Source organism: Bradyrhizobium sp. SZCCT0153 (assembly GCF_018129995.1).
GTDB classification, from domain to species: Bacteria; Pseudomonadota; Alphaproteobacteria; order Rhizobiales; family Xanthobacteraceae; genus Bradyrhizobium; species Bradyrhizobium japonicum_G.
The window spans coordinates 634,127-652,081 of sequence record NZ_JAFCKS010000002.1 but is presented as its reverse complement, the minus strand read 5'-3'; the positions used below and the strand labels follow the sequence as shown (position 1 = coordinate 652,081).

Genomic DNA, 17,955 nt, shown 5'->3' with positions numbered 1-17,955 from the left:
ACAGAGTACGGAGCAACATAATGACCAAAGCGCTCGAGGGCGTTCGCATTCTCGACTTCACCCACGTTCAGTCCGGGCCGACCTGCACGCAGCTGCTCGCCTGGTTCGGCGCCGACGTGATCAAGGTGGAACGCCCGGGCGTGGGTGACATCACCCGCGGCCAGCTGCAGGACATCCCGAACGTGGACAGCCTGTATTTCACCATGCTCAACCACAACAAGCGCTCGATCACGCTCGACACCAAGAACCCCAAGGGCAAGGAAGTCCTCACCGAGCTGATCAAGAAGTGCGACGTGCTGGTGGAAAATTTCGGCCCCGGCGTGCTCGACCGCATGGGCTTCCCCTGGGAGAAGATCCAGGCGATCAACCCGAAGATGATCGTCGCCTCGATCAAGGGCTTTGGTCCCGGGCCGTACGAGGACTGCAAGGTCTATGAGAACGTCGCGCAGTGCACCGGCGGCGCCGCCTCCACCACCGGCTTCCGCGATGGTCTTCCGCTCGTGACCGGCGCACAGATCGGCGACAGCGGCACCGGCCTGCATCTGGCGCTCGGCATCGTCACCGCGCTCTATCAGCGCACGCATTCGGGCAAGGGCCAGCGCGTCACCGCCGCGATGCAGGACGGCGTGCTCAACCTCGCCCGCGTCAAGCTCCGCGACCAGCAGCGTCTCGCCCACGGCCCGCTCAAGGAGTACAGCCAGTTCGGCGAAGGCATTCCGTTCGGCGATGCCGTGCCGCGCGCCGGCAACGACTCGGGCGGCGGCCAGCCCGGCCGCATCCTGAAGTGCAAGGGCTGGGAAACCGATCCCAACGCCTACATCTACTTCATCACCCAGGCCCCGGTCTGGGAGAAGATCTGCGACGTGATCGGCGAGCCGACCTGGAAGACTGATCCGAACTACGCCAAGCCGGCCGCCCGTCTGCCGCGCCTCAACGAGATCTTCGGTCGCATCGAGCAGTGGACGATGACCAAGACCAAGTTCGAGGCGATGGAAATCCTCAACAAGGACGACATCCCCTGCGGCCCGATCCTGTCGATGAAGGAGATCGCCGAGGACCAGTCGTTGCGCGCCACCGGCACTGTGGTCGAGGTCGATCACCCCACCCGCGGCAAGTACATCTCGGTCGGGAACCCGATCAAGCTGTCGGATTCCCCAAGCGACGTGGAGCGCTCCCCGCTGCTCGGGGAGCACACCGACGAGATCCTGCGCAGCGTGCTCGGCTTCTCGGACCACCAGGTCGCCGAGATCCACAAGTCCGGCGCGCTCGACCCGCCGCAGAAGCAGGCCGCGGAGTAAGCGGACTTATCTCAAGACACGAAAGGCCGCCGGTTTCGGCGGCCTTTTTTGTCGACCCCGAGATCGACCGGGCCGGCAATCAGTCCACTTCCGGCGTTGATCCTGCCAAAGTCAAATTAAACACCGGTCCCCAGGGAACCAGACACATTGGCCGCCCGTTGTCTCCTCAAACGGCGTGCTCCTGGAAGCAAAAGCGAGTCCGCCTTCTTCACAGCGAGTGACCAAGCACCTCGCAAGAGACCTGCCCAACGCTGAAGAATTGGCCGCCTTCTCCGCCCAGAGGGTGTCGATCCATGTCGGCTTGTGCGAGGATATTGTCGCGTCCGGCACTCGTCGGGACCACGCTCGTTGATCAAACCGAGGTCGAAATGTCGAAAGATCAATCCCCTGATCGCGCCAAGCGTGAAGCCAACAAGGCGTTCAAGCCTGCCAAGCCGCAAAAGCCGATGAATGACTATGCGAAGGACCAGCACTCCTTCAACGAGAACCGCGAGCGCTTGAAAGCGGAGCGATTGGCCCGCGAAGCCAAGCCGGGAAGCCGCTCCGAATAGGAAGGGCTCCGGACCGCCTTCGATCGCAATCGCGCCGGAAGCCGTGCCCTCGAAGACTTGCATCGAAATCGACGCCTGACCTCGACCTATAGCATCGAGAGCACGACGATTCCGTCTTCGAGCTCCCCTGAAGCCAGCCGCGCCCGGGCGATGCGCTCGAATTCCGTTCGGTTCCTTTGAAGATAGCTGAAGGCCTGCTTCTGCGTCAGGAACGTGGTCGCCAGTCGGCACATTTGCCGGCCCGCGCCCAGCGCGAGAAAGAACGTGATCGTGCCACCACCGTCCAACTTGATTCTAGGCACGATCTGCACTCTGTGGCATGTGACCGGCCCTCTCCAGATTGTCGATGGCGTTATCTGCGCAGGCTATTTCGGCAGCTTCTTCTTGCGCTTGGCCGGGGTGGGTGCCGGCAGGGATGCCTGAAGGGTTATGTCGGCCGCTTCCTTGGCTTGGCGCAGCTCTCGAAGCCGCGCCATGTTCTTGCGAACATCCACGGCTTGCCTTTCGGCATCCGCCATCGCTCGCGCCCCCTCTTCAACAGCCAAACGCTGACGATTGGAGCGCGCGATGGCCTCGGGCGTCGGTTCGGCCGATTTCTTGGCGCTCATGATCCACCCTGTTCCACAACGGACAAAACCCGCTCAATCCGGGGATCGAGCGGGCAGCGCGGCCGTTTCAGTACATCCGTGAAACGGCACCAGGTCGTTAGGCCAGCGAGAGATTCTCTGCGCTGACCTTACCCCGCATCTTGTCGGTCTTGAGCTCGAAATTGACCTTCTGGCCCTCAGCGAGACCCGCAAGACCAGCCCGCTCGACCGCGCTGATGTGAACGAACACATCGCTGCCGCCGTCGTTGGGCTGAATGAATCCAAAGCCCTTCTGGCCGTTAAACCACTTCACAGTACCTGTCGTCATCTTCTTCTCCAAAGCGCATACGTGCGCATTCCGCGCGAATCGTCGCGCAGATGAAATTCAATTCGTCGATGTCTATGGAAAAGGAGCCCGCGGGCGCATTCAACAAGGCACAGCGGCTGAACGAACAGACCTCACCGTATACCTCATCACGCTCATTTGCAAGGCGTGGCCGGATTTAAATGCCCGGAGGCCTCAGCGGAAGGTTCGCAGGATTGAGGACCCGGACTCGGCGGGGGCGCCTGAGGAGAGGCAAGATGGGCCTTCTCGAGCACGCCGGCAGGCCAAAGGCACGACACTTCGCCCGATCGAACTCAGCATTGATCTCTAGAGCCGCGCGCGCGGCACGATCCGGGCGAGAAGAGGTACGTTCGCGTGCCACAGCAAGCAGGCCCGCGCCCGGGCGGTCTGGCCTGCGGCAAATTCCAAAAGCTGCTGCCGCGAGAACAGATGCCGTTCGCAGTAGAACGGCCGAAGCGGCGCGTGAGAGAAAAAATTGTAGAAGAGCGCGCAGCGGTCGCGCGCGATCGCCGGGCGCCCGCGATGATAGTGACTTGCGACGTCCGCGAAGATCACCGTGCCGGCCCTGCCGGTGCAGGTCGTGACGTCGCCGCTGCCCAGCGTCGCGCCGAGCCTGTCCTCCAGCATTTCCTGCGTGAGGACCGGAAAATTGGCGCCGTCGAGCGTGTCGCTGCCGGGAAAGGAGCGGTGCAGGACTTCGAGCGGGCCGGTATCCATGTCGACATCATGCAGGTAGACGATCACCTTGACCATCCGCCGATCCTCGACATCGCGATGCCATCTGCGTGCCCCCACCTGCCGGCCGTCGGCCTGGGTATAGAAGAAATTCAGCGTGTCATATCCGGCAGGCAGGCCAAGATAGGTTTCAACGATGTTGAGGATGCGATCGTGAAGGGGCCAGCGGACGATGTGCGGATGGCGCATCATATCCTCGGCGCCGACCTGCACGGTATATTCGCCGGCAAACTCGCCCTGTTTGGCACGGTGCGCATAGCTGTTCGCGATACCGGTCGCAGATGTCCAAAGCGCGTCAGTGCCAGGCAGATCCAGCTTTTCGAGCGACGTGATGTGGACCCCGTTGTTTTCCAGCCCGGCGACGATATCCATCTCGAGTGGGGAGAGTTTGGGCAGGCGCGGCCTATAGGATGCCCGCGCCCTCTCGTAAGCCTCATCCAATTTCCGGCTGATCGCCGGCATTCCAAGCAATCTCGAAGTGGTCTGCGCTGGCAGGCTGCGGATCCGGCGCAAGGCCCGGTAGCGCAGCGTCGTCTGCTTCATGTCGTAAGTCTCTTCGGTTATGATGGATGCACGGCGAGATCGCCGTCGGCGCCGGACGGAGTCAGCCGATAGCTAATCGCCGAGTTGAGCCAAATTTCGGCTTGAACGTTACGAAGTGTGAACGGAGCGTATCGAGCACCACTGCAAGCAAGTGAGGCAGATGGCGCCGCGTCGTAGCGCACGCCGTGGAGACCCGCGACGCCGGAAGCATCGGGACGATCGCGATCGTCTTTCGGTCCTCGACGGTGCGGCTACAGGCAACGACTTGAAGAAGACGAGGTCAACATGTCACTGCTAGGCAAGGCAGCCGTCGCGATGTGGTGGAGCGTCCGCCCGGAGCAGCGCGCGGAGTTCGGCGACTGGCATTCGCACGAGCATTTTCCGGAGCGGATGAGCATTGCCGGCTTCCGCCGCGGATCGCGCTGGACCAGCACGACCGACACCGAAGGCTTCTTCGTGCTCTACGAGCTGGAGCAATATGAGGTGCTCACATCGAGAGGATATCTCGATCGCCTCAACGCGCCGACCCCATGGTCGACCAGGATGATGCCGCATCATCTCGGGATGGTGCGCAGCCAGTGCCGGATCGTCGCGAGCTTTGGCGGCGGCGTCGCCACCTCGCTGGCCACCATCCGGCTTTCGCCGGAGGCCGGACGCGAGGCGGAGTTGCAGACGCGCCTCTCGGAGATGCTCGGCACATTGGCGCAGATGCCGGGACTGACAGGCGCCCACCTCCTCGTGACGGACACGCCCCGGACCAGCTTGCCCACCACCGAACAGCAGATCCGCGGCAAAGACGGCGCTGCCGACTGGATCGTGCTGCTATCCGGCTACGATGCCGGCACGGTCGAGCGCGTGATCGCCGAACAGCTCTCGCCGTCAACACTTCGCGGCGCGGGCGCGCGGAACCATGCGACGACCGGCTGCTACGCGCTGGCGTTCACGATGACGCCGCAGGATGCAGCGGTGGTCTAGCGACTCCCGCCGGGCCACCTTCAGAAAATTCGGGACGCGCTGTCGGATCGGCACTGTCTCGTTCGTCATCTAGACATGAATGGGCCATAGACGCTGAATTCGCGCCCGTCGATCCACGAGGATGATCATCATGCCGAGCACTGTCCGCCTTCACCGCGTCCTGACCACCAGCCCGCAGAAAGTCTATCGCGCCTTCCTGGAGGCGGATGCGCTGGCAAAGTGGCTTCCGCCCAACGGCTTTACCTGCACCGTCAATCATTTCGAGCCCAAGGTCGGAGGCACGTTCAAGATGTCGTTCCGTAACTTCACGACGGGCAACAGCCATGCCTTTGGCGGCGAATATCTCGAGCTCGTCCCGGGCGAACGTCTTCGCTACACCGACAGATTCGACGACCCCAATCTGCCCGGCGAAATCCAGGTCACCGTGATCTTGAAGAAGGTCTCGGTCGGCACCGAGCTCGACATCACGCAGGCGGGCATTCCCGACGTCATCCCGCCGGAAGCCTGCTATCTCGGCTGGCAGGAATCGCTGCGGAATCTGGCGAAGCTCGTCGAGCCGGAGATCAACCAGTAGCCGCAGAGCTGGACTGGCCTGAGGGGCACCTTCCTTGTGGCCTTCCTTCGACACGCGCACTCAAATGGCGCCAAAACCTACACGCCCGCCCTCGGCGCGAGCCCGCCGCTCGCGGTCCAGCGGTCCGGGTCGGGACTGTGTCCGATCAGCGCGAGACCGTAGGCGATCGACTCGAACTGATCGCCCGACATCAGCCGTTCGTTGCCGAACCGTTCGGCGAACAGTTTTCGCACCGCCGGCACGAACGAGGTGCCGCCGGTCAGGAACACCTTCTCCACCTCGCGCGCGGTGATGCCGGCCTCGCCGAGCACCTTGTCGACGGTGGCGCCGAGCCGGGCGATGTCGTCGGCGATCCAGGCTTCGAAGTTCTTCCGTGTGATGGTCGATCCGATCTCGACCCCGCCGCCTTTGAAGCGGAAGTCCACCTGATCCTGCGCCGACAGTGCGACCTTGGCGTCGGACACCGCCCGGTACAGCGAAAAGCCGAGGTCGAGATCGACGATGGTGATGAAATCCTCGAGCAGAGCCGGCTTCAGCGCGGAGCGCGCAAGCTCCCGCAGCTCGCGCAGATCGCCGTTGCTCTTCATCATCGCGAGCTGATGCCAGCGCGCGAGGTTGGTGTAGTGGCCGCTCGGGACCGGCAGCACCTTGTCGAACGAGCGGAAGCTCGAGCCCTTGCCCAGCCGCGGCGAGACGACGTGATCGACGATGCGGTAGTCGAACGTGTCGCCGGCAATCCCGATGCCGGCGTGGCCGAGCGGCTCGGCGCGCAAGGTGCCGCCCGCGCGCGAGAAGCGCATCACCGAGAAATCGCTGGTGCCGCCGCCGAAATCCGCAACCAGAACTGTCGCATCGCGCTCCAGCCGGCGGGCGAACGAGAACGCGGCGCCGACGGGCTCGTAGACGTAGCGCGCATGGCCGGCGCCGAGGCGCTCGAACGCCGCCCGGTATCGCTGCATCGCCAGCGCCTCGTCGGGATTGCCGCCGGCAAAGCGGACGGGGCGGCCGACCGTGATGGTCGACGTTTCGAAGCCGAATTTGTCGCCGCCATGGCGCGCCAGGGTCCGCAGGAACGCCGCCAGAATATCCTCGAACTTGTAGCGCTGCCGGAACACCTGGGTGGTGTTGAAGCTGCTGCTCGCGGCGAAGGTCTTGAACGACTGGAGGAAGCGGTAGACATGCCGTCCTTCGAGGAACTGCTCGATCGCCCACGGGCCGCCTTCGGCCTGAGCGCCGGCTCCCGGGCGGTCTTCCCAGAAGCACAGGGCCGAGACGTAGACGCTGTGGCGCTGTCCGCCATGGTCGAAGCGGATGGCCTCGACCCGGCGGTTGTCCGCCGCGAGCGCGACGACCGTGTTGCTGGTCCCAAAATCGATGCCGATCGAGACGGCGGCCGAGGCGCTCGACATGAACCACTCTGACAGATGATTGGAAGGGCGCAGAGCACTAACGGCTTTGATCCGCCCTGCCAAGACCCCGGTCCATTGCATTTGCGCAGCTTTTCGGGGTGGCGGTGGGGTGTTTGCGGAGCAAGCGACGTCCTTGGGCAACAAATTTGCGACTTTAAGGCCGAAACGGCCTCGTTAACCCGGCGTTATGCTGCAATGCAGCAGATTAAATGCTGCTATGCAATGACGTGCATGGACATTGGCATCTGGTATACATAAATTCCCTTTCGAAATGAGACAGCAATACTGACCGTCTCAAGAAAGGATTTCCGATGTCCAAGACCGCCGCAGTTGCTCTCGCTCCGTCCTCCTCGCTGTTCGCCCGCCTGATGGCCGCGATCGACCGCCTCCTGATGGCGAGCGCCGAGATCTCGAATCACAACGGCGACCTGCCGCGTTTCGGCCTGTAAGCCAGTACGTCCCCGCGCGGCCGGACCGCGCGGCGGTTTCAGAGCCGCTCTCATACTACTTTTGATGAATGGCCCCGCAGCGCGGGGCCATTTCTACTTGTGCTGTCCCGAGTCACAGCCCGCGACCAGGCAAGGTGCTGCGGCATTTGCGCACGGTGGCCGGACCAGCGCTTGAAGCTTGGCATAATGCATACAAGAATGCCCCTCCAGCGCTCGCAGAAAAATTAGAGGCGCCACGGGAGGCTTTATGACGGACATGGTGCAAGCAACCGCCCCGACAGCCGCGCGCGTCAGCGACACGTATCGCTGGGCGCAATTGGCAGTCGGTGTAGCGGCGATGGTGATGATCGCCAACTACCAATACGGCTGGACGTTCTTCGTCCCCGACATCCAGAAGAAATTCGGCTGGGATCGTGCGTCGATCCAATGGGCCTTTACGCTGTTCGTGCTGTTCGAGACCTGGCTGGTGCCGGTCGAAGGATGGTTCGTCGATAAATACGGTCCGCGCCTCGTCGTGCTGATCGGCGGCGTGCTCTGCGCCGTCGGCTGGGCGATCAATGCGCAGGCCACCACGCTGAACGGCTATTATCTCGGCATGATCGTCGCGGGCATCGGCGCCGGCGGCGTCTACGGCACCTGCGTCGGCAACGCGCTGAAGTGGTTCCCCGACAAGCGCGGTCTCGCCGCGGGCATCACCGCCGCGGGCTTCGGTGCGGGCTCCGCCCTCACCGTCGCGCCGATCCAGGCCATGATCAAGGACAGTGGTTTCCAGACCACCTTCCTCTATTTCGGCCTCGGACAAGGCATCATCATCTGCGTTCTCGCCTTCTTCCTGCTGGCGCCGAAGCCGGGCCAGGTGCCGAACGTGGTGCCGAACGCCAATCTGCAGCAGACCCGCCGCAACTATCAGCCGACCGAGGTGCTGCGTCAGCCGATCTTCTGGCTGATGTACTTCATGTTCGTGATCGTCGGCGCCGGCGGCTTGATGGTGACGGCGAACCTGAAGCCGATCGCGGTGGACTGGAAGGTCGACGCCATCCCGGTCACGCTGATCGGCATGACCATGACCGCAGTGACGTTCGCGGCCACGATCGACCGCGTGCTCAACGGCCTGACGCGTCCGTTCTTCGGCTGGATCTCCGACATGATCGGCCGCGAGAACACCATGTTCATCGCATTCGGCATGGAAGGCGTCGGCATCTGGATGCTCTACCTCTGGGGCCACGATCCGATCTGGTTCGTGATCCTGTCGGGCTTGGTGTTCTTTGCCTGGGGCGAGATCTACTCGCTGTTCCCCTCGACCTGCACCGACACGTTCGGGGCGAAGTTCGCGACCACCAATGCCGGCCTGCTCTACACCGCCAAGGGCACCGCGGCCCTTCTCGTTCCCTTGGCCAATTACGTGCAGCAGACCTCCGGTCATTGGGACAGCGTGTTCATCCTCGCAGCCGGCGCAAACATCCTGGCCTCTCTGCTCGCGATCGCGGTACTCAAGCCCTGGCGCAAGGTCGTGGTCGCGAAGTCGACCGTCTGACACCAGACTTCATTCCTGCAAAACGCCCGGCCTTTCGGCCGGGCGTTTTCGTTTGCGCGGGCGATGCCGCCATGGCGATGGAACCGTGCATTTTGTCACAGGAAGCCAAGATAGGGCTTGCAATCTGGAATATGGTATACCAAGCTCCGGGCAGCGCTTGCGACGATAAGCCACAACATTTGCGACATCGGGTCATCTTGCAACCGGTGTCGACCAGACAAGCGCATTGGGAGGTTGTTGATGATTTCCAGCACGGATGGCGCCGTGACAGCTGCGCCCCTTCGCACAGGTTTCCGTTGGCTTCAGCTCGTCATGGGCATCGTCTGCATGGCGATGATTGCCAATCTGCAATACGGCTGGACGCTGTTCGTCGATCCGATCGATGCGGCCCATCATTGGGGACGCGCCGCGATCCAGCTCGCCTTCACCATCTTCGTCGTCACCGAGACCTGGCTCGTGCCGATCGAGGCCTGGTTCGTCGACAAATACGGCCCGCGCATCGTCATCATGTTCGGCGGTGTGATGATCGCGCTCTCGTGGATTCTCAACTCCTACGCCGATAGCCTTCCGCTGCTCTACACGGCGGCCGTCATCGGCGGCATAGGCGCAGGCGCGGTGTACGGCACCTGCGTCGGCAATGCGTTGAAATGGTTTCCCGACCGCCGCGGCCTCGCCGCCGGCGCGACCGCCGCAGGCTTCGGTGCGGGCGCAGCCCTCACCGTGGTGCCGATCGCGACCATGATCGCGACGAGCGGCTACCAGCACGCGTTCCTCACCTTCGGCATCGGCCAGGGCGTGATCGTGTTCGTGCTCGCCTTCTTCATACAGCCGCCACGGATCTCGATCCCGCCGAAAAAGAAGCAGCTCAACCTGCCGCAGACCAAGATCGACTTCACTCCGCCGCAGGTGCTGCGCGCTCCTATTTTCTGGGTGATGTATCTCGTTTTCGTCATGGTCGCCTCTGGCGGCCTGATGACCGCGGCGCAGATCGCCCCGATCGCGCACGACTTCAAGATCGCGAGCACCCCGGTGACGCTTGCCGGCTTCCAGATGGCGGCGCTCACCTTCGCGATCTCGCTCGACCGCATCTTCGACGGCTTCGGACGTCCGTTCTTCGGCTTTATCTCCGACACGATCGGCCGCGAGAACACCATGTTCATCGCCTTCGGCACGGCGGCGTTGATGCTCTTGACGCTGTCGGCCTACGGCCACGTCCCGATCGTGTTCGTGCTCGCGACCGCGGTGTATTTCGGCGTATTCGGCGAGATCTACTCGCTGTTCCCCGCCACCTGCGGCGACACCTTCGGCTCGAAATACGCGACCACCAACAACGGCATGCTCTACACCGCGAAGGGCACCGCCTCCCTGCTCGTCCCGCTCGCCAGCGTGATCTCGGCAGCCTACGGCTGGAAGGCGGTGTTCGTGGTGGCGGTAGCGCTGAACGCGACGGCGGCGCTGATGGCGCTGTTCGTAATCAAGCCGCTGCGCCGCTCCTTCATCCTCGGCAAGGAAGCCGAGAGCGCCAATGCCGCAACGGGCACCCCCAAGACCGAGACGGCGTAAGCCGCAACACGCCATTGCACGGCTGTAGAAGGGGCGCAGCGATGCGCCCCTTCTTTTTGGCGCGACGACAAACGTCAGCATTACTGCCGCAAGATTTTTCGGATCAGCCAAATCCAGCGCTTGACGATTGGCATTATGTATACCACACTTGCCTCATCATTCACCCAGGGAGGTTGCAATGCTGGTCGGAGACATTCTGCGCAAGAAGACGCCGCGCGTTGTCACGGTGCGAATGAACGAAACGGTGGGTATCGCCGCCAAGCTGATGCGCGCCAACAATATCAGCGCTCTGGTGGTCAAGGACGTGGTCCGCTCCGAGGGTAACACCGCGGTCGGCATGTTCACCGAGCGCGACGTCGTGCGCGCAGTCGCCGAGCACGGCGCCAATGCCGTCAACGTCAAGGTCTCGCAGCTCGTCTCGGTGCAGCAGCTCGTGTCCTGCACCTCGAGCGACACGATCGAGCACGTCCGCCATTTGATGAACCGGAATCACATCCGCCACCTGCCCGTCATCGACGATTACAGCCTCGTCTCGGTCATCAGCATGCGCGACATCGCCGCTGCCATGGACGAAGCGATCAACGGTACGCCGCAAGCGGCCGCCTAAAGCCACACGACCCTTCCCCTGCGACTACCGGCCCCGGCTCGGATCCGTCCGAGCCGGACCGGATCTTTCGTCCCGAATTCCGGTCACCCGCGAGGATTTCATGAAGATCTGCATCTACGGCGCCGGCGCAATCGGCGGATATCTCGGGGTTCAGCTCGCGCGCGCGGGCGCCGACGTCAGCCTGATCGCACGCGGTGCCCACCTTGCCGCGATGCGCGAGCGCGGCCTGACGCTGCTCGCGGGCGAAGAAACACACACGGTGCATCCGCGCTGCACAGACGATCCCACCGAGCTCGGCGCGCAGGACTACATCATCATTACCCTCAAGGCGCACTCGATCACCGGCGTGATCGAGAAGATGCAGCCGCTGCTCCGACCCCGCACCCGCATCGTCACCGCCGTCAACGGCATCCCCTATTGGTACTTCTACAGGCATGGCGGCGATTACGAGAATTCGACGCTGGAAAGCATCGACCCCGGCGGCCGGCAATGGCGCGAGATCGGTGCCGAGCGCGCCATCGGCTGCATCGTCTATCCCGCCACCGAGATCGAGGCCCCGGGCGTGATCCGCCATGTCTACGGCAACAATTTCCCGCTCGGCGAGCCCTCGGGCGAGATCACCTCCGACGTGCAGCGCCTCTCCGACCTCTTCGTCGCCGCGGGCTTCAAGGCGCCGGTGCTAGACCGCATCCGCGACGAGATCTGGCTCAAGCTCTGGGGCAATGTCTGCTTCAACCCGATCAGCGCGCTGACCCATGCAACGCTCGACGTGATCTGCACCGATCCGTCCACGCGCGCGCTGTCGCGCGCGATCATGATGGAGACGCAAGCGATCGCCGAGACCTTCGGCGTCAAATTCCGCGTCGACGTCGAGCGCCGCATCGAAGGCGCCCGCAAGGTCGGCGCGCACAAGACCTCGATGCTGCAGGATCTCGAGCGCGGCCGTCCGATGGAGATCGACCCGCTCGTCACCGTGGTGCAGGAGATGGGCCGCCTGACCGGCATCGCCACGCCCGCGCTCGACTCGGTGCTGGCGATGGTGACCCAGCGCGCCCGCATCGCCGGCCTCTATGACGGCGTCTCGGCACCGGCCGATCCGCGCGCACTGGCGGTGGCGTGATGGCGGGCGAGATGAAGCAATGGCTGCGCTTCCGCCATGCCGGCGCGACCGGCTTCGGCGCGCTGACGCCGTCGGGCATCAGCGTTCATGAGGGCGAGATATTCGGCCGCAATGCCGCCACCGGCAGGACGCTGGCGCTCTCTGAGGTCGAGCTGCTCGCGCCCTGCGCGCCCAGCAAGATCGTCGCGCTCTGGAACAATTTTCACGCGCTCGCAGCAAAACTGAATCAGCCCGAGCCGCCGGAGCCGCTCTATCTCCTCAAGGCCACCACCAGCATCACGGCGCCGGGTGCCGTGATCCGCCGTCCCTCTTATTACGACGGCAAGACGACCTATGAGGGCGAGCTCGGCATCGTGATCGGCAGGACCTGCGCCCGCGTGTCGCCTGTGGAAGCGGACAGCTTCATCTTCGGCTACACCTGCGTCAACGACATCACCGCCAACGACATCCTGACCAGCGACCCGACCTTTCCTCAGTGGGCCCGCGCCAAGGGCATCGATGATTACGGCGCGTTCGGCCCCGTCATCGCGACCGGCCTCGATCCGGCCAGGCTGGTGGTGCGCACCATCCTCAATGGCGCAGAGCGGCAGAACTATCCGATCTCGGACATGATCTTCACCGCGCAGGAACTCGTCAGCAGTATCTCCCACGACATGACCCTGCTCCCCGGCGACCTCATCGCGGTCGGCACCTCGGTCGGCGTCGGCGTGATGAAGGAGCCGGTCAATACGGTGACCGTCGCGATCGACGGCATCGGCGAGCTCACCAACGAGTTTCGGCTGTAGCCGCCCAACTCCGGGAAAACCCGGCACTTCTCGCCCGTCCACCGATCGTCTGACGCATCCAGCCGTGGATGGTGCTCGCGGAAACCGCCAACGATCCGGCGCGCCCCTTGATCTGGGTTCCGCACTCCAATAGCAACTATGGCGAAAATGTGTGCCGGCGTGAGGAAGTCACGATGTGGCTGTTTTTCCTGGTTGCCTGGTTTGCCCTGCTCGCCGCCATCGCGGTCTTCGCCCAGCAGGCGTTCGGTTACGACGTCGCCCACCTGGCCGCCTGGTTCGCGGGCCTGCCCGTGCCGCAGCGCATCGCGACCGGTACGATCCTGGCGGCAGGACTGGCGCTGATCGGCGCCTCCGCCTGGCGGCTCTCGCGCCAGGACCGGCGCCTGGACACGCTCAGCGACCGCCTCAAGAAGACCCGCGAGGACGTCGTCGTCGCCCACGCCCTGCAAAACCACCTCGACGCCACCGTCCAGCACTTGATCGAGAGCGATCCCCGGGAGGCCGTCTCCGCGCTGCACGACAAGCTGGGCCAGACCGAGCAGCGCGCCCTTCTCCAGCAGGGCCGCACCGAATCCACCGACATGCACGACCAGCTCGCCGAGATCCGCCGCCGGCAGCAGGGACTGCGCGACATGGTCGGCAAGGTCGCCGAGCAGCGCCGCGCGGTCGAGCCCGTCTTCACCGAGATCCGCGACCGCCAGAACCAGCTCGAACGCTCCCTGCACGATCTCGAGACCGACGACCGCAAGAACAACCTCGCCGACCGCCTCAAGGAGATCGCGCGCGACGTATCGGTGCTGCTGACGCGGGTGGGCAGGGTCCATGACATTTTCGCGACCCTCAACCAGTACAAGGAAGATCTGGCCAAGTCCCACGCCGAGCTGGTGCCGCTGCGCGCGTCGGACGCCGGCATCAACGCCCTGATCGGCGAGCTCAGCCTCAGCCACGATCGCCTCGCCAAGACCATGGACGAACTCGAGACCGGCAATGAAGCGCCGCTCTCCGCCCGCGTCGAGACGCTGTCGAAGAACAAGATCGAGATCGAGCAGCGCCTCGCCCGCGTCGACGACAGCTTCAACATCCTGAAAACCATCCGGCTCGATTTCGAGGAGCTCGGCCAGCGCCAGACCCAGCTCGATCGCTCCCTCGCCGAGGTCGAAACCGACCCCGATGGCAGGAGCCTTGCCGACCGCCAGAATGCGCTGAACGATTTCGTCGTCCAGTCGCGCCAGCGCCTCGGCGCGCTGCAGGAGACGCTGGCGACGCTGAACGCCTTCAAGGCGGAGCTGTCGAAATCGCAGGCCGACCTCGTCCCGCTGAAGGCGCCGGTGTTCGGCATCGAGGCCCTGATCGCCGAGGTCGGCACCACGCGCGACCTCCTCGCCAAAACCGTCGGCGAGATCGAGGCGAGCGGCGGCGTCACCCTCGCCTCGCGCGTCGACGCCCTGACCAGGAGCAAGCGCGAGGTCGAAGACCGCCTCGTCCGCATCTTCGACAATTTCAATGCGCTCGACGGCCTGCGCAAGGACATCGGCGGCATCTTCTCGACCATCCGCAACAGCCTCAACCGCATCGGGTGAAGGCCGACCACCCGCGCGCCGCACGCAATCGCCCGCCTCGGAAACATCCAGACACATCACATCTGCGCGCGCCCGGCATATGCCGCAGACATGTCCCGCGCTTGCCGCACTGTGGACGCATTCGGCCGCCCTTCTGTGAGGCGTGTCTGGGGGCACGGCATGGCCGTGTTTCGACCAAACCTTCTAGGGGTATGACTGTGAAGAAGATTGTAATTGTTCTGGGTGCCACGCTTGCTCTGGTGACGGCTGCGAACGCTGCGGATCTGCCGCGTCGCCAGCCCGTGCCGGTCTATTCTGAGCAGGCGCCGATCGGCAAGATGCCGATTGGCAAGAGCCCGATTGGCAAGGCCCCGATCGGCAAGGCGCCGGGCCCGGTGGCGGCGCGCTACTGACGCGCTGGCGAACGACGCGCGGAATTGGCGTAAGCGGCCGACAGTCGAGGGGCACAGCGTGACGAACAAACCTGATCGATCGGGATCCTGCATCCTTGCGGGATTTGCGCTCGCGGCCATGGTCGCGTGCACGACGCCCTCGGCCTCGGCCCACGAAGCTAACAAGCGCGTCGCCGACGCGAACGCGCTTGCCACGACCGACACCGCACGACCGGCGCCGCAAGCGACGCGGCGTCCCGTCGCGCGCGCGGAGAAAGGTCCCTACTACGTCGACTTCCGCGCCCGGACGGCCGCGAGCTGGGGGCATGCCTTCGTCTGGTACGGCAAGACCAGCGAGCGCGCCGTCGAGGTCGCGGGCCTGACGCCGGCCGGCGACACGCTTGCCTACGTGCTCGGACATCTGACCTGGGTGCCCTCGGAGACCGGCGCGAGCTACGGCGATCTCGACCCGGAATATCTGACCGCGAACTATCGCGTCTACCTGAACGAAGCCGACGCCAAGCGCGTGTTCGCCTACATCAAGAAATTGCAGGCGAGCTCGCCGGTCTGGAACGCCGAGACCACCAACTGCACCGGCTTCATCGGCGACATCGCCGAGTACATGGGATTGAAGGTCCCCTACCGCTGGCAGCGTCCGGAAAACTTCGTCAACAGCCTCAAGGAAATCAACGGCGGCCGCCAGATGGTGCGGCTGTCGGCGGAGTAGCCCGCCAGGGCGCACCGGGCGACCACGTCATCACGAAGAGCCCTTGCGACGACGCGATCCAGAATCCCTCCGCGGAAGGATTCCGGATTGCTTCGCGAAGCCTGTCATCGGGCCGCGCTTCGCGCGGACCCGTTGGCTCGCAACGACAAAGTTGAAGCAGCGGCGCACAATACGTCGGCAGAGCCCGGAACCTCGCTTCGCCCGTCGGGCAAAACACCCCGCACAAAATCTGCACCGCGACTGTCAACCCACCGTCGCAAATATATTCCGCTTTATCGAAATTCGGATTTGTCGTAGACACAAGACGCCCTGACCCGGGACAAGGGGCGGATCGCGATCGTCACGAACCGCGGGTTGGGGTGCGATGGACGCGACGGCGTCGGGCGCGAATGGCATTGCAGGGCGGGAAACCGTGAGCAAAGGCCTTCGCGCATACGACCCGGCGCCGACAGCGTCCTCGCATGGCTTCGGGTGTGAGCACACGCCAGCTCTCGAAGTCCCAGCGAGGACGTGCGCGGACGGCCAAGTCGTGTGGTCCTGACGCCCGGGGTCTGTGCGTCAAGTCCTGTGGTGATGCGTGCCGCCCGACCGGGCACACGCATCAGCGATCCGCGAGGGCGACGGGGGCAATAGTGCATCGCTCCCCGGGGAGAGCGCGAAGTAAGCCGTAAACCATCGCGCAGGGAAGGCCGGGCGATTGGCTGACCTGTGGTCCAACCCGTGTGCATTGTTTTGGCGCACGGACCTGCGGGTGCCAGCCGGCGCCCGGCCTTCCCTGCGCCCTTGTCTCGATGAGGGCGATGTGGACGAAGCAAAGCTCGGGCGGATGCGCCGCGAGGATGCAAAGGTGTGCCTTGCGACGGAAATGCAATTTGATGATCTCCGAAGGCTCCTCATCCTCCGTCATTGCGAGCGCAGCGAAGCAATCCAGAATCCCTCCACGGGGACAGCCTGGATTGCTTCGCTGCGCTCGCAATGACGGAATTGAAGTAGCGGCGCATAAAAACCCTCGCGCCACCCCGGTGCCAACACCTCAATTATCCGCCTCACGGAATCACCCCCACCCGTCGCATGATCGCCCCGCCCCCACCGCACACGCGCGCAATAGACTTTTCCCGACCCCGGCGGCATCCTGCCGCGATCAACCGACAACAAGACGCCACGCAGGCGGGGGAAACAGATCATGTTGCAGACACGGTTCACCAAGCTCGTCGGCGTCGAGCATCCGATCGTCCAGGGCGGCATGCAATGGGTCGGACGCGCCGAGCTGGTCGCCGCCGTCGCCAATGCCGGCGCGCTCGGTTTCATCACGGCGTTGACCCAGCCGACGCCCGAGGACCTCAGGAAGGAGATCGCGCGCTGCCGCGACCTCACCGACAAGCCGTTCGGCGTCAACCTCACCATCCTGCCCGCGATCAAGCCGCCGCCCTACGCCGAATACCGCGCCGCCATCATCGAGAGCGGCATCACGGTGGTCGAGACCGCCGGCAACAAGCCGCAGGAGCATGTCGACGAGTTCAGGAAGCACGGCGTCAAGGTCGTGCACAAATGCACCAGCGTCCGCCACGCGCTCTCGGCCGAGCGCATGGGCGTCGATGCCATCTCGATCGACGGGTTCGAATGCGCCGGCCACCCCGGCGAGGACGACACCCCCGGCCTGATCCTGATCCCGGCCGCCGCCAACAAGATCAAGATCCCGATGATCGCCTCCGGCGGTTTTGCCGACGCCCGCGGCCTCGTCGCAGCGCTGGCGCTCGGAGCCGAGGGCATCAACATGGGCACCCGCTTCATGGCCACCAAGGAGAGCCCGATCCATCAGCTCATCAAGGAGAAGATCGTCGCCAATGACGAGCGCGAGACCGAGCTGATCTTCCGCACCATGCGCAACACCTCGCGCGTCGCCAGGAACGAGATCTCGACCAAGGTCGTCGCGATGGAGAAGGAAGGCGCCAAGTTCGAGGACATCCGCGAACTCGTCGCCGGCGCCCGCGGCAAGATGGTCTATGCGACCGGCAATTCGGACGAAGGCATCTGGTCGGCCGGCCAAGTCCAGGGCCTGATCCAGGACATCCCGACCTGCGCCGAACTCATCTCGCGCATCGTGCGCGAAGCCGAAGCCATCATCCGCGGCCGGCTCGAAGGCATGATCGTTCATCCGACCGCACAGGCTGCGGAATAATCACTGCAAGAAGCGAGAGCAA

At 64.1% G+C, this 17,955-nt stretch carries 19 protein-coding genes; 14 read left to right on the top strand and 5 right to left on the bottom strand.

Features of this window, described 5'->3' with window-relative positions:
• Positions 1-20: 20 nt before the first annotated feature.
• Together frc and JQ572_RS10800 are read left to right on the top strand one after the other, a co-directional pair.
• A complete protein-coding gene (gene frc / locus JQ572_RS10805; RefSeq protein ID WP_211382986.1) occupies positions 21-1,298 on the top strand; it encodes a formyl-CoA transferase in 1,278 nt (425 codons plus the stop codon).
• A gap of 368 nt (positions 1,299-1,666) precedes the next feature.
• Positions 1,667-1,849, top strand: a complete 183-nt coding sequence (locus tag JQ572_RS10800; RefSeq protein WP_211382985.1) for a hypothetical protein — start codon at positions 1,667-1,669, stop codon at positions 1,847-1,849.
• Between the two features lie 86 nt (positions 1,850-1,935).
• On the opposite strand, the gene JQ572_RS10795 is transcribed toward JQ572_RS10800, so the two are convergent.
• The 4 genes from JQ572_RS10795 to JQ572_RS10780 form a co-directional block, all read right to left on the bottom strand.
• The gene (locus JQ572_RS10795) at positions 1,936-2,160 is read right to left on the bottom strand and encodes a hypothetical protein (protein ID WP_211382984.1); all 225 of its coding nucleotides are present in this window, start codon (positions 2,158-2,160) and stop codon (positions 1,936-1,938) included.
• A 54-nt stretch (positions 2,161-2,214) separates the two neighbouring features.
• Positions 2,215-2,457, bottom strand: coding sequence for a transcriptional regulator (locus tag JQ572_RS10790; protein WP_211382983.1), 243 nt, complete (start codon positions 2,455-2,457; stop codon positions 2,215-2,217).
• Between the two features lie 97 nt (positions 2,458-2,554).
• A complete protein-coding gene (locus tag JQ572_RS10785) occupies positions 2,555-2,764 on the bottom strand; it encodes a cold-shock protein (protein ID WP_211382982.1) in 210 nt (69 codons plus the stop codon).
• 324 nt (positions 2,765-3,088) lie between these two features.
• Positions 3,089-4,060, bottom strand: coding sequence for a phytanoyl-CoA dioxygenase family protein (locus JQ572_RS10780; RefSeq protein WP_211382981.1), 972 nt, complete (start codon positions 4,058-4,060; stop codon positions 3,089-3,091).
• Positions 4,061-4,345: 285 nt separating this feature from the next.
• Here JQ572_RS10780 and JQ572_RS10775 point away from each other — a divergent pair, with 285 nt between their 5' ends.
• Positions 4,346-5,035, top strand: a complete 690-nt coding sequence (locus JQ572_RS10775) for a hypothetical protein (RefSeq protein WP_211382980.1) — start codon at positions 4,346-4,348, stop codon at positions 5,033-5,035.
• A 130-nt stretch (positions 5,036-5,165) separates the two neighbouring features.
• Positions 5,166-5,609, top strand: coding sequence for an SRPBCC family protein (locus JQ572_RS10770; protein WP_211382979.1), 444 nt, complete (start codon positions 5,166-5,168; stop codon positions 5,607-5,609).
• Positions 5,610-5,686: 77 nt separating this feature from the next.
• On the opposite strand, the gene JQ572_RS10765 is transcribed toward JQ572_RS10770, so the two are convergent.
• Positions 5,687-7,018, bottom strand: a complete 1,332-nt coding sequence (locus tag JQ572_RS10765; RefSeq protein ID WP_211382978.1) for an Hsp70 family protein — start codon at positions 7,016-7,018, stop codon at positions 5,687-5,689.
• A 311-nt stretch (positions 7,019-7,329) separates the two neighbouring features.
• Here JQ572_RS10765 and JQ572_RS10760 point away from each other — a divergent pair, with 311 nt between their 5' ends.
• The 10 genes from JQ572_RS10760 (at position 7,330) to JQ572_RS10715 (ending at position 17,933) form a co-directional block, all read left to right on the top strand.
• The gene (locus JQ572_RS10760; protein WP_211382977.1) at positions 7,330-7,467 is read left to right on the top strand and encodes a hypothetical protein; all 138 of its coding nucleotides are present in this window, start codon (positions 7,330-7,332) and stop codon (positions 7,465-7,467) included.
• Positions 7,468-7,714: 247 nt separating this feature from the next.
• Positions 7,715-9,001, top strand: a complete 1,287-nt coding sequence (gene oxlT, locus JQ572_RS10755) for an oxalate/formate MFS antiporter (protein WP_211382976.1) — start codon at positions 7,715-7,717, stop codon at positions 8,999-9,001.
• Between the two features lie 240 nt (positions 9,002-9,241).
• Positions 9,242-10,564 (top strand): oxalate/formate MFS antiporter, encoded by a 1,323-nt coding sequence (gene oxlT, locus JQ572_RS10750; RefSeq protein ID WP_211382975.1) that lies wholly within the window; start codon positions 9,242-9,244, stop codon positions 10,562-10,564.
• A 178-nt stretch (positions 10,565-10,742) separates the two neighbouring features.
• Positions 10,743-11,171, top strand: a complete 429-nt coding sequence (locus JQ572_RS10745; RefSeq protein WP_211382974.1) for a CBS domain-containing protein — start codon at positions 10,743-10,745, stop codon at positions 11,169-11,171.
• A 100-nt stretch (positions 11,172-11,271) separates the two neighbouring features.
• Complete coding sequence (locus JQ572_RS10740; RefSeq protein WP_211382973.1) at positions 11,272-12,291, top strand: 2-dehydropantoate 2-reductase; 1,020 nt, start codon at positions 11,272-11,274, stop codon at positions 12,289-12,291.
• The gene (locus JQ572_RS10735; RefSeq protein WP_249128950.1) at positions 12,291-13,076 is read left to right on the top strand and encodes a fumarylacetoacetate hydrolase family protein; all 786 of its coding nucleotides are present in this window, start codon (positions 12,291-12,293) and stop codon (positions 13,074-13,076) included. Before JQ572_RS10740 ends, JQ572_RS10735 begins: the two co-directional genes overlap by 1 nt.
• Before the next feature lie 173 nt (positions 13,077-13,249).
• Positions 13,250-14,656: a hypothetical protein gene (locus JQ572_RS10730; protein ID WP_211382972.1), complete on the top strand. Its 1,407-nt coding sequence runs from the start codon at positions 13,250-13,252 to the stop codon at positions 14,654-14,656.
• Positions 14,657-14,847: 191 nt separating this feature from the next.
• On the top strand, positions 14,848-15,048 hold the full coding sequence (locus JQ572_RS10725) for a hypothetical protein (RefSeq protein ID WP_211382971.1): 201 nt from the start codon (positions 14,848-14,850) through the stop codon (positions 15,046-15,048).
• Positions 15,049-15,106: 58 nt separating this feature from the next.
• Positions 15,107-15,754: a hypothetical protein gene (locus JQ572_RS10720; protein WP_211382970.1), complete on the top strand. Its 648-nt coding sequence runs from the start codon at positions 15,107-15,109 to the stop codon at positions 15,752-15,754.
• A 1,183-nt stretch (positions 15,755-16,937) separates the two neighbouring features.
• Complete coding sequence (locus JQ572_RS10715; RefSeq protein ID WP_211382969.1) at positions 16,938-17,933, top strand: NAD(P)H-dependent flavin oxidoreductase; 996 nt, start codon at positions 16,938-16,940, stop codon at positions 17,931-17,933.
• Positions 17,934-17,955: the final 22 nt, after the last annotated feature.

Bases quoted from the DNA above. Each gene is read 5' to 3' on its own strand.
- JQ572_RS10740 (WP_211382973.1), top strand. From the start codon at position 11,272: ATGAAGATCTGCATCTACGGCGCCGGCGCAATCGGCGGATATCTCGGG.
- JQ572_RS10780 (WP_211382981.1), bottom strand. From the start codon at position 4,060: ATGAAGCAGACGACGCTGCGCTACCGGGCCTTGCGCCGGATCCGCAGC.
- JQ572_RS10760 (WP_211382977.1), top strand. From the start codon at position 7,330: ATGTCCAAGACCGCCGCAGTTGCTCTCGCTCCGTCCTCCTCGCTGTTC.
- JQ572_RS10745 (WP_211382974.1), top strand. From the start codon at position 10,743: ATGCTGGTCGGAGACATTCTGCGCAAGAAGACGCCGCGCGTTGTCACG.
- JQ572_RS10785 (WP_211382982.1), bottom strand. From the start codon at position 2,764: ATGACGACAGGTACTGTGAAGTGGTTTAACGGCCAGAAGGGCTTTGGA.
- JQ572_RS10800 (WP_211382985.1), top strand. From the start codon at position 1,667: ATGTCGAAAGATCAATCCCCTGATCGCGCCAAGCGTGAAGCCAACAAG.
- JQ572_RS10725 (WP_211382971.1), top strand. From the start codon at position 14,848: ATGACTGTGAAGAAGATTGTAATTGTTCTGGGTGCCACGCTTGCTCTG.
- oxlT (WP_211382976.1), top strand. From the start codon at position 7,715: ATGACGGACATGGTGCAAGCAACCGCCCCGACAGCCGCGCGCGTCAGC.
- JQ572_RS10790 (WP_211382983.1), bottom strand. From the start codon at position 2,457: ATGAGCGCCAAGAAATCGGCCGAACCGACGCCCGAGGCCATCGCGCGC.
- JQ572_RS10775 (WP_211382980.1), top strand. From the start codon at position 4,346: ATGTCACTGCTAGGCAAGGCAGCCGTCGCGATGTGGTGGAGCGTCCGC.
- JQ572_RS10770 (WP_211382979.1), top strand. From the start codon at position 5,166: ATGCCGAGCACTGTCCGCCTTCACCGCGTCCTGACCACCAGCCCGCAG.
- frc (WP_211382986.1), top strand. From the start codon at position 21: ATGACCAAAGCGCTCGAGGGCGTTCGCATTCTCGACTTCACCCACGTT.
- JQ572_RS10765 (WP_211382978.1), bottom strand. From the start codon at position 7,018: ATGTCGAGCGCCTCGGCCGCCGTCTCGATCGGCATCGATTTTGGGACC.
- JQ572_RS10735 (WP_249128950.1), top strand. From the start codon at position 12,291: ATGGCGGGCGAGATGAAGCAATGGCTGCGCTTCCGCCATGCCGGCGCG.
- JQ572_RS10730 (WP_211382972.1), top strand. From the start codon at position 13,250: ATGTGGCTGTTTTTCCTGGTTGCCTGGTTTGCCCTGCTCGCCGCCATC.
- oxlT (WP_211382975.1), top strand. From the start codon at position 9,242: ATGATTTCCAGCACGGATGGCGCCGTGACAGCTGCGCCCCTTCGCACA.
- JQ572_RS10715 (WP_211382969.1), top strand. From the start codon at position 16,938: ATGTTGCAGACACGGTTCACCAAGCTCGTCGGCGTCGAGCATCCGATC.